The sequence below is a fragment of the Ruegeria sp. H8 genome (genome assembly GCF_056532905.1).
Window position 1 is genome coordinate 1240522 of the sequence record NZ_JBQFNY010000001.1, and the last position, 13444, is coordinate 1253965.

Consider the following 13444-nt stretch of genomic DNA (forward strand, 5'->3'; position numbering starts at 1 on the left):
ATTGGACCCAAGTATGAAACAAGACGTTTTCGGACAGATGAACACCCTGACCCAGCCGGCGGCCGTCGAAGCGTGGAATGGTGTTCTGCTTGGGTTCATGGCTCATGCCGCTGTCACGCCGCAGCACTTGGGCAAAGTGCTGGAACTCGAGCCCGACTTCGCGCTGGGTCAAGCGGTCAAAGGTCTGTTCATGGCGCTGCTTGGGCGGCGCGAGATGATGGCGGTTGCTGTCGAAGCGCTGGCTGCTGCCAACGCGGCGATGAAACGTCAACCTGCAACTGAACGCGAACGTCTCTACGTGGATGCGCTGGCCCTGTATCTGGCCGGACAGCAGGCACAGGCGGTTCAGAAATTCGAAGCGATTCTGCGTGACCATCCGCAGGACACGCTGGCGATGAAACTCAGCCATGCGACCCGCTTCGTTCTGGGTGATGCAAACGGGATGCGCCGCTCGATCGAGCGGGTGATGCCCGCATATGAGCCGGACCACCCCGGGCGCGGCTATCTGCTGGGCTGTCATTCCTTCGCGCTGGAAGAAACAGGCGCTTATGAAAAGGCCGAAATCGCGGGTCGTCAGGCGCTGTGGATGGTGTCCGATGATGCCTGGGGCCTGCACGCGGTGGCCCATGTCCATGAGATGACGGGCAATGCGCAGCTGGGCCTTGACTGGCTGGCCGGGCGCGAGGCGGCCTGGGCCCACTGCAACAACTTCCGGTACCACGTGTGGTGGCACAAGGCACTGATGCATCTGGATCTGGGTCAGGTCGATCATGTGATGGAGCTGTATGACGCCCATATCCGCAAGGACAAAACCGACGATTACCGGGACATCTCGAACGCAACGTCACTTCTTTCCCGGCTTGAGCTCGAAGGCGTGAGTGTCGGAAATCGCTGGGAAGAGCTGGCTGATCTAAGCGCCGCACGAACGGAAGATGGCTGTCTGATCTTTGCGGATCTGCATTATCTGCTGGCGCTTACCGGTGACAATCGCGCCGATGCCACGGCCAAGATGCTGAACCGCATGAACAAGGATGCGGCCCGCGCCGACGACGACACCACCCGCCGCATGGCAGACCCCGGTATCGCTGCGGCCATGGGCCTAGAGGCCTTTGGTGACGGCCACTATGGAACGGCGTTTGATCATCTGCTGGCGGCGCGCGATTCCATGCAACTGGCCGGTGGCAGCCACGCGCAACGTGATGTATTTGAACGCATTACCATTGATTCCGGCCTGCGCGCGGGTCGCCTGGACGCGGTGGAACGCATTCTGGATGACCGTCGCGCCAAGCGCGCCGGGGGCGAAGACAATTATGCCATCGCGCGTCGCGCCCTGATCGACGCGGCCCGCGACAGCGGTGACGTCCAAAGCGTCCCCGCCGAATAACAAGAAGACCAAGAAGGACAGAAAACGTATGGCGACTATATCGCCCGCTTCTGATTTTGTACCCGCTGCGGCCCCGGCCGCAGCCCCTGCCAGTGCGCGTGACCCGCGTCTGGATTTCTATCGCGGCATCGCGATGTTCATCATCCTGATCGCCCATATTCCCAACGATCCCTGGGCAAAGTGGATTCCTGCCCGCTTTGGGTACTCGGACGCGACCGAGATTTTTGTGTTCTGCTCGGGCATGGCCTCGGCCATCGCCTTTGGCGGGGCATTTCTGCGCAAGGGATGGTGGATGGGCACCGCCCGAGTGGCCTACCGCATCTGGCAGGTCTATTGGGCGCATATTGCCCTGTTCTTCTTTGTTGCAATGACAATGGCCGCGTTGGATCAGACCGGCGCGTTCGAGAAAACCTATGTCTCGTCGTTGAACCTTCAACATTTCTTCAATGATCCGGCCCCGCAAATGGTCGGGATTTTCACACTGACCTATGTGCCGAACTACTTCGATATCCTGCCGATGTATCTGGTCGTACTGGCGCTTATGCCGCTTTACATGGCGCTCTACCGCGTCAGTTTCTGGCTGATGGCGGCAGTTTGCGTGGCCATCTGGTTCATCGCACAAACCGGCGCGCTTGCCCTTCCCGCAGAACCCTGGTCCGAGCGCCAATGGTTCTTCAACCCCTTCGGATGGCAATTGCTGTTTTTCACCGGCTTCGCCTTCATGCGCGGTTGGATTCCGGCCCCGCCCGTGTCGAAATCCTTGATCTGGGTGGCGATTGCCTTTGTCGTGTTGTCAGCCCCGTTCGGGTCATGGAAAGTCTTCACCTGGATCAACACGGCTGCACCCGAGCTTGGCGCAGTGATCCGCAAGGGCTGGCCCTTGACCGAAGAGCTGCGTGGCAAAACCGAGTTCGGCCTTCTTCGATATGTCCACTTTCTGTCGCTGGCCTATCTGGGATGGGTTGCAGCGGGCGAACACGGCCACCGCCTGATCGCGACGGGTCATGGTGTGGGCGCACGCATCTGGCAATTCCTGCTGGCCGTCATCACCAAGGTCGGCCAGCAATCCCTTGCCGTTTTTGTGTTTTCCATGGCCGCGGCCCGGCTGATCGGCGTCGCGCTTGATCAGGCTGGGCGGGATGTCGCCACTGTCTTTATCGCCAACATGATTGGGTTTGCGATGATCATCGGCGTTGCCTATCTGGCAGCTTGGTTCAAGTCACAACCCTGGAAGTCGAAGAAATGAATTTAACCCGTCGCGCATTCCTCGTCTCGACGACTGCTTTGGCCTTCGCCCCATCCGCCTATGCGACGGGCGGTGAGACGCCTTTTGACCGCGACTATGTGATCGAGATGGCCCGCGATCTGGCCAGCCGCCCCTATGTGGAACGCGAGATGGTACCGCAGGAATGGCAGGACCTGACCTATCAGCAATACCGTTCCATCCGGTTCCGGCTTGACCGGGCGCTGTGGTATGAAACCGAGGCGCCCTTCAACGTGGATTTCTTCACCCCCGGCCTGTATTTCCCGCGCACCGTCAAGGTGGAAACGGTCGAGAACGGCATGACCAAGCCGGTCGCCTTCGATCTGGATATGTTCGACAAGTCAGAAGACGTGCCGCAACTGCCGATCGATGACACGCTGGGCTTCTCGGGCCTGCGTCTGCGCACTGAAATGCACCGCCCGGGCAAGACAGATGAATTCTGCGTCTGGCAGGGGGCCAGCTATTTCCGCGCCATTGGCCTGCACGAGGTTTACGGACTGTCCGCGCGGGGTCTGGCGTTGAAAACCGGCGACCCGGATGGTGAGGAATTTCCCGAATTCATCCGTTTCTGGCTGGAACGTCCCGAACCGGGCCAACGCAACATGGTCGTGCACGCATTGTTGGACAGCCCCAGCGTGACCGGCGCCTATCGTTTCAACGTCACGGCGGGCGCGGATTGCTTCATGGATGTCGAGGCAACGCTGTTCCCGCGCGAAGACCTGCCCCATGTGGGCATCGCTCCGGGAACTTCGATGTTCCTGTTCGACCAGACCAACCACAGCCGGTTCGACGATTTCCGCCCTGCTGTGCACGACAGCGACGGGTTGATGATCCGCAATGGCGCGGGCGAGGTCCTGTGGCGTCCACTGGCCAATCCGACCCGATTGCAGGTCTCATCCTTCGTCGATACAAACCCGCGCGGGTTTGGTCTGATGCAACGCAAACGAGAGTTTTCGGACTATGCCGATCTCGAGGCCAATTACCACAAGCGCCCGGGCCTGTGGGTTGAGCCCCAGGAAGACTGGGGCAAAGGCTCGGTCACGCTGGTCGAGATCCCGGCAGATCAGGAAATCTATGACAACATCGTCGCCTATTGGCGTCCGGCTGAACCCTATGCGGCAGGCAGTCAGGTTGATCTGTCCTATCGCCTGATCTGGGGCGAAGAACCCCAGCGCACACCGATGCCGCGCGTGATCAACACCGCGATGGGCGAGAACACCTTTGGCGAAGGCCGGCTGGCCGTCATCGATTTTGAAGACAGCGAGCTGTTCGAGGACCTGGGCGCAATCACGGTCTTTGTGGATTCGCCACATGCGGAAACTTCGGAAGGCGTCTTGCAGCGCAACCCGGATACCGGTGGTCCACGCCTGGCGTTTTCATTCCAGCCCGACGAACGCAACCATGTCGAGTTGCGCGCACAATTGTTGAAAGACAAACAGCCCGCCTCGGAAGTCTGGCTGTACCGTTGGACCACATGAGCCGCGATCTGCATATCATGCCGCCCGAGGCCCCTCTGGCGATGCCGGCGCAGAATTTTGGCGCACGGTTCCGGGATGCCGATGCGCCTTCCGGTCAGCACAAATCATCTGCCGGATTCTGGCGCGCGCTGGCCTTTTCGCCTGCCATGGCCGCCACTCTGGCGTTGCTGTGGGTTATGTGCGACTGGTTCGGCGCGGAAGGCATAAACGTGGTCGAAGCCATCCTTTTGGCTTTGATTTCGTTCAACTTCTTCTGGATTTCCTTCACCGTCTGCACCGTTTTGCTGGGCATGGTGTCGCTGGCGAAACAGGAACGGCCCGAGCGCCGGACCGCGGCGCAACCCCTGCGGGTGGCCCTGCTGACCCCGGTCTACAACGAAGTCCCCTGGAACGTGTTGGGCAATGCCCGCACCATGCTGGAGGATCTTCAGGCGCGGGGCGGCAAACACCACTATGCCATGTTCATCCTGTCGGACACGCGCGATCCCGAGATTGCGGCGCAGGAACAGGCCAGCGTCGAGGCACTGCGCACCACCCTGGCACCCGGGCTCGAGCTGTATTATCGCCGCCGCGAACAGAATACCGACCGCAAAGTCGGCAATATCGCCGACTGGGTCAGCCGCTGGGGCGCGGACTGGGATGCCATGCTGGTGCTGGATGCCGACAGCCTGATGACCGGGCGCGCGATCCATCGCCTGACCGATGCACTGGCATGCGATCCGGGTGCGGGCTTGATTCAAAGCTATCCGCAGTTGATCGGCGCACAGTCGGTCTTTGCCCGGATGCAGCAATTTGCAAATGGCGTCTATGGCATCGCCTTTGCCGAAGGTCTGGCCCGTTGGTGCGGGCAAGAGGGCAACTATTGGGGCCATAACGCGATTATCCGCACCAAGGCCTTTGCCACCAGCGCCGGCCTGCCCAAGCTGCGTTCGTTCAGCGGTCAGGACAAGCTGATCATGAGCCACGATTTCGTCGAGGCCGGCCTGCTGCGCCGCGCCGGATGGGCCGTGCGATTTCTGCCGCGTATTCGCGGGTCATATGAAGAAACACCGCCGACCCTCATCGATCACGCCATGCGGGACCGCCGCTGGTGTCAGGGCAACCTGCAACACCTGAAATTGCTGGGTTCTTCCGGATTCCGTGCCGTATCGCGATTCCACATGTTCCACGGCGCGGTCGGCTATCTGATGTCCCCGTTGTGGTTTGCGCTATTGTTGATGTGGGCGCTGATCGGTCAGGGTCAGGATGCCTCTGTCCTGCATTATTTCAGCCCCGACAATCCTCTGTTCCCGCAATGGCCCGAGATGTCGGAAACCCGCCACGTGCTGATCATTCTGGTCATGTACGCGATGCTGTTGGCCCCCAAGGTTCTGGGCGTTCTGGCCCTGCCGCTGAGCGGTGTACGCTACGCGGATTTCGGTGGCGGGCGCAAATTCCTTGCCTCTTTCCTGGCCGAGGTTCTGTTGTCGATCCTTTACGCTCCGATCCTGATGGTGCAACAGATGATCGCTGTATTCCGTACGGCTTTCGGCATTCAGCGCGGCTGGTCGCCTCAGGCCCGCGACGGTGGCACCTATGGTCTGCGAACGCTGATCCTGTGCCATGCGCTTGAAACCGTCATTGGTGTGGCGCTGAGTGTCGGTATCCTGTCCGGTCTGGTGTCGATCTGGCTGGCCCCGATCGCAATCAGTCTGGCGCTGGCTATCCCGTTGTCAGCGCTCAGCGGTGTCTCGGCAGGTGCCGCGCGCAAGATGGTCGGAATGCGGGAAGACTTCAGCGAACCCGCCATTACCCGGTCAGCACGCCGCTATCGCGATGAACTGAAGCGACTGGTCGAAGGCAAAGGCAGCATGACCCCGGCCGAGTGATCAACTGCCGGGAAGCCCTTCGTACCAATCGACTATCATATCGGCCCAGCCCGCGGGAACGGTGTGCCCTCCGGGGAACAGAGCAAATTCCAGCGCGCTGCCTTCGGCACATGTGGTCCAGCGGCGGCGCATGAAATCACCCGTCGTGCTGAACCCGGTCGGTTTGTGATCGACACAACCGTTCGCATCGCGCCAGATTTCGAGACCCGCATGGATATCTCCCTGCTGAAAGCGTCCTCCGCCCAGCAAACGCCCTTCCAGCGGCACCACATTGTCGGTCCAGCCATGCGTATGGAACATACGGATCGGACCATTGCAGGTTTCAGGGTGCGGGCGCCAGAAACCACCGGACACCGGGACATAGGCCGAGAACGTATCGGGGCTCTCGCAGGCCAGATAGTTGACCATGAAGGCTCCGGCGGAAAACCCGCCCAGCAGGACACGGTCAGTGTCGATGCCAAACCGCCGTGCCGCGTCTTGCACCGCTTCGGTCAGAAAGGCGGTTTCGTCCCGCTCACCAAAACCGGGATAGAAATTCCAGCTTTTGGTGCCGCCCCGGTCGGGCCTTTCCAACCCCTCAGGGGCCATCACCGCATAGCCGCGCTCCAGCAGCGGCTCGACCATCCCGCGATTGCGCATCGTGCCCGACCCGCTGCCGCCATACCCATGCAGGAACACCACCATGGGCGCATTGTCCGCGTCGGGCAGTTCGATGTGATAGGCGCCCATGGGAATCTCACAGGTATCCTCTTGTCCGGCACACCCCGCGAAAGCGATTTGCCCGGTCACTGCCAAGGCCAACGCCAGACTGAATTCCCGGATCATCCTGCATCCTCATCATATTTGCGCACCGGCAATCCGGCCCGAACCCATCCCGGCCCTGCGGCCGAACCCAACATACCCTCGGGCACGTCGATCACATTGGTGAATCCAGCTTCGATCAGGCGGTTGCTCAGGCGCGCCGAGCGCACGCCGCGCGCGCAAATCAAGGCCACCGGGGTCACCGGATCGCCGCCAGCCAATTCCGTCAGTGCTTTGACAAAATCCTCGCGCCGCATGTCCAGCGGCACGGCACCTTCGCCAATGCCCGATGCGCGCCATTCACGCGGCGTGCGGATATCGATCAACAGAACGTTTCCCTTCGAGGCCTGCTCATGGGCCTCGGCAACCGTTATCCGGCCGCCGCCGTGGTCTTCGGGGATCAAACGGTATTCCCTGATCGCAAACCCGCCTGCAATCGCCGCGCATGCGCCGATCAACATCCATCTTCGGGCTCGGTTCACTTTCTCGGCCAAGATTCAGCCTCCTGTTCGCTGACATGTGTTCTATCACAGATGGTCTGAAACCGGGGCGTCGAAAAACCCGACCCGCATCAAGATCACGTCATTTTTTCGAATCCTTGCAGAGTTTTTGATGCGGCCTATAGGACTCTGTAAAAAAGTTACAATATCTGGACAGTCGGGAAAATATCCTTACAAAATTGGCTTCACACTGACCGCCCAGACCGGAGTATCGCACTTGTCCCTATTCCTCATCGCGGCCCTTCCCTTTCTCGGCGCTGTTTTTCCTGCCCTGCTGATCCGGGCAGGCCGGAACGCAGCCGCATCCGCCGCCGGGTTGACCACATTCCTGGCCCTGATGGGCCTGTTGATCCATATCCCTGCGGTGATGCGCGGAGACGTCGTGACCGCCCGGTTCGACTGGATACCGGGGCTGGGGCTGAACGCGAATTTCATGCTGGACGGCCTGGGATTTTTGTTCGCGTTGCTGATCCTGGGCATAGGGCTGCTGATCATCCTTTATGCAAGGTTCTATCTGTCGCGCGAAGATCCGATGGGGCAGTTCTTTACCTATCTTTTGCTGTTTCAGGGCGCGATGGTCGGGATCGTCCTGTCCGACAACATCCTGCTTCTGCTTATATTCTGGGAGCTTACATCGCTCAGCTCATTCCTGCTGATCGGCTATTGGAAGCACCTTCCCGAAGGTCGTCAGGGCGCGCGCATGGCTTTGGCTGTCACTGGCTCTGGCGGCTTGGCGATGATTGCCGGGATGCTGATCCTCGGCAATATCGTGGGGTCTTACGACCTCAGCGTCATTTTGCAGAACAAAGAACTGATCCAGGCCTCACCCTACTACATGCCTGCGCTGATCCTGATCCTGCTGGGCTGTTTCACCAAGTCGGCGCAGTTCCCGTTTCATTTCTGGCTACCGCACGCCATGGCCGCGCCAACACCGGTTTCGGCCTATCTGCACTCTGCCACCATGGTGAAAGCGGGCCTGTTCCTGATGGCACGGATGTGGCCGGTTCTGGCCGGTACGGATGCGTGGTTCTACATCGTCGCCACGACGGGGCTGATCACAATGCTGATCGGCGCGTCTATCGCGTTGTTCAAGGACGACCTTAAGGCTCTTCTGGCGTTTTCGACCGTTTCGCATCTTGGCCTCATCACCATGCTGCTGGGCTTTGGCACAAAGATTGCAGCCGTCGCTGCCGTGTTCCACATCATCAACCACGCGACGTTCAAAGCCGCCTTGTTCATGACCGCCGGGATCGTGGATCACGAAACCGGCACGCGCGATATCAAAAGGCTGGGCGGTTTGCGCCACCTGATGCCGATCACCTTCACAATCGGCACGATTGCCGCCCTCTCGATGGCCGGGCTGCCGCCTCTGAACGGTTTCCTGTCCAAAGAGATGATGCTTGAAGAAACCGTGCACACCACATGGCTGCACTCTCATTACCTGGTGCCGGGGCTGGCGCTTTTGGCTGCGTTGTTCTCGGCCGCTTATTCCTTCCGCTTCGTCAGCCACGTCTTTCTTGGACCTCAGCGGGAAGATTATCCGGCACATCCGCATGATCCGCCCGTCGGGTTGTGGATTGCGCCCGCGTTCCTGGTCGTACTTGTCATCCTGATCGGCCTCTATTCCGCGGCCATTGTCGGCCCATTGGTCGCAGTGGTGTCCAGCGCGGTGATTGGCGGCGAGAAGCTTCCGTATTACTCGCTGAAACTCTGGCATGGCTTCACACCGGCCCTTTACATGTCGGTCGTGGCCACGCTGGGTGGTCTATTCCTGCTGGCGTTGCACAGACGAGGTGAGCAGATCTGGAACGCTCTGCCCCGCCCCGAAGCCAAGCAGATCTTTGAAGCAATCATAGAAGCGCTGACCAGGTTGAGCCGATGGATCACGGATGAGATGCACAACGGGGTCCTTAGCCGCTATGCGATCATCTTTGTCGCCTTTACCGTTGGCCTGGGTTATTACGCGTATTCGACCGGAACCATCGGCATTGAAACCCGCGTTCCGCTGCCGGCCCAGATCATTCCGATCATTGGGTGGATCTGCCTTGTGGGTGCGACGCTGGGCATCATGTGGTTCCACCGAAATCGTCTTTTGTCACTGGTATTGATCGGTGTCGTCGGCCTGATCGTTTCGGTTGCCTTCAACTATCTCTCGGCCCCCGATCTTGCCTTGACGCAGATCTCGGTCGAAGTGGTGACAATGATCCTTTTGTTACTGTCGCTGAACTTCCTGCCGACCGAAACGCCCTGGGACAGTTCGGCGGCACGGCGCTGGCGGGACGCGGCGATTTCCGTGGTCGCGGGCCTTGGCACCGGTGCGCTGATCTACGCGATGATGATGCGCGATTTCGCATTCCCGACGATTTCAGAGTTCCATCTGGCCAATTCCTACAAAGGCGGCGGCGGCACCAATGTGGTCAATGTGATCCTTGTCGACTTCCGGGGCTTTGATACCTTTGGCGAGATCATCGTTCTGGGCATCGCCGCACTGATCATCTTTGCGCTGACGGAATCCGTTCTGGGTACAAATGTCCGCAGCTATCTGCTGAACCGCAAACCGCATTGGCCGCAATCCGGCGACTCGCATCCGCTGATGATGGTTGTGGTCACGCGCGTCATGATGCCGATCGCACTGATGGTCGGGGCGTACATCTTCTTCCGCGGGCACAACCAGCCCGGTGGCGGCTTTATCGCCGGCCTGATCGTCGCCATCGCCTATCTGATGCAATACATGGCCAGCGGCTATACCTGGGCCATCGAGCGGCAGAGGTTCTATTACCACGGCACCATCGGCTGGGGCGTTCTGATCGCCGCGGCAACCGGGTTGGGCGCGTGGTTCAACGAACGTCCCTTCCTGACCAGCGATTTCGGCTACATCAACTGGCCTCCGCTGGAGGAATTCGAATGGGCCACCGCCATGCTGTTTGATACAGGCGTATTCCTGGCGGTTCTGGGTGCGGTCATGCTGGCATTGGACAGCCTGTCCCGCTTTGCGTGGCAGCCGGGGATGGCACAGGAATTCCCGATGGATATCAACCCGCTGCGAGACAACCCTCCGGAAGAAGAACAAGAGAAGGAGCAGGCCTGATGGAAGCGCTCGTAGCCTCTGCCGTCGGTATCATGACCGCTGCCGGGATCTTCCTGATCCTGCGCCGCCGGACGTTTCCGGTCATTCTGGGCCTGTCTCTGATCACATACGCGGTGAACGTCTTCCTGTTCGCGACAGGACGACTGGCGTTGAACGCACCAGCGGTTCTGAACAAGTACGAGGACGTCCCCTATACCGACCCACTGCCACAGGCGCTGGTCCTGACGGCTATCGTGATCTCGTTCGGGATGACAGCCGTGATCGTGATGATCTCGCTCAGCGCATACCTGTCCGCCAAGAATGACCATATCGACATGACCGCCCAGGACAGTGTTGACGCGCCGGGAGATGACGCATGAACCACTGGATCGTTGCGCCGATCGTCCTGCCCGCGATTCTGGCCCCATTCATCATCATGGTCCTGCGATACCATCTGGACCTGCAACGCATCTTCTCGGTCGCGGGCGTCGTGGCTTTGCTTGGGATTGCGCTGACAATCACGGCTCAGGCCTCGGGCGGGGTCATTCAGGTGTACGAGCTTGGCGACTGGCCCGCCCCCTTTGGCATCGTCATGGTGCTGGATCGCATGTCCGCAATGATGGTTCTGCTGACCGCCCTGCTGGCCCTGCCGATCGTGCTTTATGCCATCGCCTCGGGCTGGGATGACCGGGGCAAGCATTTCCACGCGCTGTTTCATTTCCAGCTCATGGGCGTCTGTGGCGCCTTCCTGACCGGCGACGCCTTCAACCTTTTCGTGTTCTTCGAGGTGCTGCTGATCGCGTCTTACGGCCTTATGACACATGGCGGTGGCGCGGTACGGTTGAAAGCGGGTGTGCAATATGTGGCGTACAACCTGTTGGGGTCGACCCTGTTTCTGTTTGCCCTTGGCACGATCTATGGCGTGACCGGTACGCTGAACATGGCGGACATCGCCCTGCGCGTCGCAGAGATTCCGGCCGAAGACACCGCATTGCTGCGGGTTGGTGCAGTGCTGTTGCTGCTGGTCTTCTGCATCAAGGCTGCCGTTCTGCCCCTGCACTTCTGGCTGCCCGCCAGCTATGCCAACGCCCCGCTGCCGGTTGCGGCCCTGTTTGCAATCATGACCAAGGTAGGGGCCTATTCGATCCTGCGAATGTACACTCTGGCCTTCGGCCCCGACGTCGAAGTCACGCAGAGTCTGGTTGGCGATTGGCTGCAACCCGCGGCGCTGCTGACGCTTGCCGTCGGTGCCGTCGGCATTCTGGGATCGCAGCATATTGCCCGCATGGTTGCCTTTTGCGCAATTGCGTCCATGGGGACTTTGCTGATCGCGATTTCGCAATTCACGCCCGGCGCGACGGCAGCCGCCCTTTATTACGTGTTCCATTCGACACTTGCGACTGCGTTGCTGTTCCTCATTGCTGACCTGATCATTGAACGGCAGGGAGGGGCCATTGCCCCCAAGCCGCCGATGCCGCAAAGCGGGTTGATTGCTGCCCTGTTCTTTGTCGGCGCCATCGCGATGGCTGGAATGCCGCCGTTGTCCGGCTTTGTTGGGAAGCTTTTGGTTCTGGACGCTTCGCGTGATGCATCCGATGCCACCTCGGTCTGGGCCGTTATCCTGATTGGATCATTCGTCACCATCGTCGGGTTGGCCCGTGCCGGGACGCTGATTTTCTGGAAAAGCTACGACGCTGAGGTTGTCACAACCGATGAAACCGCCGAAGGCGAAAACGCGTCTGCACCCGCCGCCCCCGAACCGCAACCCGGCCTTGCTTTTACGGCTGTGTTCGGGGCCGTGGCAGGTCTGGTCCTGCTGACCCTGTTCGCAGGTCCGGCCCTTGAGTACACGAGCAAAACCGCAGAGCAGTTGTTTACGCCTGAAAACTACATCTCTGCCGTCTTGGGAAGGGAAGAGTGATGAAACTGCTGCGCCGAATTTTCCCGCACCCCCACCTGACGATTTTGCTGACGCTTGTCTGGATTCTGCTGGCGAACAAGCCTTCGCTGAACTCTTTGATCTTTGGTCTGATCCTCGGGATCATCATTCCGTTCGTTACGCAACCCTACTGGCCGGATCGTCCCAAGCTTCGCAACTGGCCAATGGTTGTGGAATATATGCTGGTGGTGCTTTGGGATATCGTGGTTGCGAACGTGACGGTGGCCCGGATCATCCTGTTCAAACGCAATGACAACCGCCAGCCCAACTGGATCTGCGTCCCGCTTGAACTGCGCACACCCGAAGCGATCACAGTTCTTGCGGGCACCATCACGATGACTCCGGGCACCGTCAGTTGTGATTTGTCAGCTCAGGGGCATAATCTTCTGGTGCACTGTCTTGATGCCCCCGACCCCGAGGCCGTGCGGGACCAGATCAAACAGCGCTATGAACGTCGCCTGAAGGAGATTTTCGAATGATCGACTACGCGATTTATTTTGCATTTGCCTGTTTCGGTGCGGCGATCATGATGTGTCTGTGGCGTATCATAACCGCTGACGGGGTCGGCACCCGGGTTCTGGCCTTGGACACGATGGTGATCAACACAATCGCCCTGATGATCCTATATGGGCTGGATCAGGGGACCGAGATCTTCTTCGAGGCCGCCATGATCATTGCCATGCTCGGTTTTGTTTCCACCGTGGCCTATGCGCGCTTCATGTTGCGCGGCAACATTATCGAATGAGGGCGGGATGACATTCATCGTGGAACTGCTGATCGCCTTTTTCCTGATCGTCTCGGGTATCTTCGGCTTTGTCGGGTCTTTTGGCATGATCAAGCTGAAAGACCCGATGTCCCGCCTGCACGCCCCGACCAAGGCAACGACATTGGGGGTGGGCGGCGTGCTTCTGGCTTCGATCGTGCATTCTGTTCTGCTGGAAGGAAAGCTGTCCCTGCACGAGCTGCTGATCACTCTGTTCCTGTTCCTGACCGCTCCGATCACGGCCCTGTTCATTGCAAAATGGCACATACACCGGCATGAAAAACCCGAAGACCTGCCGGATGCCGGCGAGGATGAGCTTTGGGCCACCCACGCCGTCGAGCAGGTCGAAGACGTTCCGGATCATAGCGCGAATTGAAACC

General features: G+C 59.6%; 12 protein-coding genes. 10 read left to right on the forward strand and 2 right to left on the reverse strand.

Annotation, left to right across the window (positions count from 1 at the left end):
* Positions 1-13 precede the first annotated feature (13 nt).
* From ACR0A2_RS06115 to mdoH, 4 genes are read left to right on the forward strand one after another with little or no spacing between them, the layout of a single operon-like run.
* The gene (locus ACR0A2_RS06115; RefSeq protein ID WP_480834404.1) at positions 14-1384 is read left to right on the forward strand and encodes a tetratricopeptide repeat protein; all 1371 of its coding nucleotides are present in this window, start codon (positions 14-16) and stop codon (positions 1382-1384) included.
* 28 nt (positions 1385-1412) lie between these two features.
* On the forward strand, positions 1413-2630 hold the full coding sequence (locus tag ACR0A2_RS06120) for an OpgC family protein (protein ID WP_480834405.1): 1218 nt from the start codon (positions 1413-1415) through the stop codon (positions 2628-2630).
* The gene (locus ACR0A2_RS06125; protein ID WP_480834407.1) at positions 2627-4126 is read left to right on the forward strand and encodes an OpgD/OpgG family glucan biosynthesis protein; all 1500 of its coding nucleotides are present in this window, start codon (positions 2627-2629) and stop codon (positions 4124-4126) included. The genes ACR0A2_RS06120 and ACR0A2_RS06125 overlap by 4 nt, the downstream gene beginning before the upstream one ends.
* On the forward strand, positions 4123-5994 hold the full coding sequence (gene mdoH / locus ACR0A2_RS06130; RefSeq protein ID WP_480834409.1) for a glucans biosynthesis glucosyltransferase MdoH: 1872 nt from the start codon (positions 4123-4125) through the stop codon (positions 5992-5994). The genes ACR0A2_RS06125 and mdoH overlap by 4 nt, the downstream gene beginning before the upstream one ends.
* On the opposite strand, the gene ACR0A2_RS06135 is transcribed toward mdoH, so the two are convergent.
* Both ACR0A2_RS06135 and ACR0A2_RS06140 read right to left on the reverse strand, forming a co-directional pair.
* Positions 5995-6819 (reverse strand): CE1 family esterase, encoded by an 825-nt coding sequence (locus tag ACR0A2_RS06135; RefSeq protein WP_171170366.1) that lies wholly within the window; start codon positions 6817-6819, stop codon positions 5995-5997.
* Positions 6816-7256: a rhodanese-like domain-containing protein gene (locus ACR0A2_RS06140; protein ID WP_480834480.1), complete on the reverse strand. Its 441-nt coding sequence runs from the start codon at positions 7254-7256 to the stop codon at positions 6816-6818. Before ACR0A2_RS06140 ends, ACR0A2_RS06135 begins: the two co-directional genes overlap by 4 nt.
* A gap of 256 nt (positions 7257-7512) precedes the next feature.
* Here ACR0A2_RS06140 and ACR0A2_RS06145 point away from each other — a divergent pair, with 256 nt between their 5' ends.
* The 6 genes from ACR0A2_RS06145 to ACR0A2_RS06170 are packed head-to-tail and all read left to right on the forward strand — an operon-like array spanning position 7513 to position 13440.
* On the forward strand, positions 7513-10383 hold the full coding sequence (locus tag ACR0A2_RS06145; RefSeq protein ID WP_480834410.1) for a monovalent cation/H+ antiporter subunit A: 2871 nt from the start codon (positions 7513-7515) through the stop codon (positions 10381-10383).
* Entirely contained in the window at positions 10383-10742 is a 360-nt protein-coding gene (locus ACR0A2_RS06150; RefSeq protein WP_152457442.1) for a Na+/H+ antiporter subunit C, read from the forward strand. Before ACR0A2_RS06145 ends, ACR0A2_RS06150 begins: the two co-directional genes overlap by 1 nt.
* Positions 10739-12283 (forward strand): monovalent cation/H+ antiporter subunit D, encoded by a 1545-nt coding sequence (locus tag ACR0A2_RS06155; RefSeq protein WP_480834412.1) that lies wholly within the window; start codon positions 10739-10741, stop codon positions 12281-12283. The genes ACR0A2_RS06150 and ACR0A2_RS06155 overlap by 4 nt, the downstream gene beginning before the upstream one ends.
* Positions 12283-12780 (forward strand): Na+/H+ antiporter subunit E, encoded by a 498-nt coding sequence (locus ACR0A2_RS06160; RefSeq protein ID WP_171119435.1) that lies wholly within the window; start codon positions 12283-12285, stop codon positions 12778-12780. Before ACR0A2_RS06155 ends, ACR0A2_RS06160 begins: the two co-directional genes overlap by 1 nt.
* A complete protein-coding gene (locus ACR0A2_RS06165; protein ID WP_152457439.1) occupies positions 12777-13046 on the forward strand; it encodes a K+/H+ antiporter subunit F in 270 nt (89 codons plus the stop codon). Before ACR0A2_RS06160 ends, ACR0A2_RS06165 begins: the two co-directional genes overlap by 4 nt.
* Before the next feature lie 7 nt (positions 13047-13053).
* Positions 13054-13440 carry a Na+/H+ antiporter subunit G gene (locus ACR0A2_RS06170; RefSeq protein ID WP_152457438.1) on the forward strand — a complete coding sequence of 129 codons (387 nt, stop codon included), beginning with the start codon at positions 13054-13056 and terminating at the stop codon, positions 13438-13440.
* Positions 13441-13444: the final 4 nt, after the last annotated feature.

Excerpts from the sequence above, each read along its gene's own strand:
- ACR0A2_RS06115 (WP_480834404.1), top strand. The coding sequence starts at position 14 with ATGAAACAAGACGTTTTCGGACAGATGAACACCCTGACCCAGCCGGCG.
- ACR0A2_RS06120 (WP_480834405.1), top strand. The coding sequence starts at position 1,413 with ATGGCGACTATATCGCCCGCTTCTGATTTTGTACCCGCTGCGGCCCCG.
- ACR0A2_RS06125 (WP_480834407.1), top strand. The coding sequence starts at position 2,627 with ATGAATTTAACCCGTCGCGCATTCCTCGTCTCGACGACTGCTTTGGCC.
- mdoH (WP_480834409.1), top strand. The coding sequence starts at position 4,123 with ATGAGCCGCGATCTGCATATCATGCCGCCCGAGGCCCCTCTGGCGATG.
- ACR0A2_RS06135 (WP_171170366.1), bottom strand. The coding sequence starts at position 6,819 with ATGATCCGGGAATTCAGTCTGGCGTTGGCCTTGGCAGTGACCGGGCAA.
- ACR0A2_RS06140 (WP_480834480.1), bottom strand. The coding sequence starts at position 7,256 with ATGTTGATCGGCGCATGCGCGGCGATTGCAGGCGGGTTTGCGATCAGG.
- ACR0A2_RS06150 (WP_152457442.1), top strand. The coding sequence starts at position 10,383 with ATGGAAGCGCTCGTAGCCTCTGCCGTCGGTATCATGACCGCTGCCGGG.
- ACR0A2_RS06155 (WP_480834412.1), top strand. The coding sequence starts at position 10,739 with ATGAACCACTGGATCGTTGCGCCGATCGTCCTGCCCGCGATTCTGGCC.
- ACR0A2_RS06160 (WP_171119435.1), top strand. The coding sequence starts at position 12,283 with ATGAAACTGCTGCGCCGAATTTTCCCGCACCCCCACCTGACGATTTTG.
- ACR0A2_RS06165 (WP_152457439.1), top strand. The coding sequence starts at position 12,777 with ATGATCGACTACGCGATTTATTTTGCATTTGCCTGTTTCGGTGCGGCG.
- ACR0A2_RS06170 (WP_152457438.1), top strand. The coding sequence starts at position 13,054 with ATGACATTCATCGTGGAACTGCTGATCGCCTTTTTCCTGATCGTCTCG.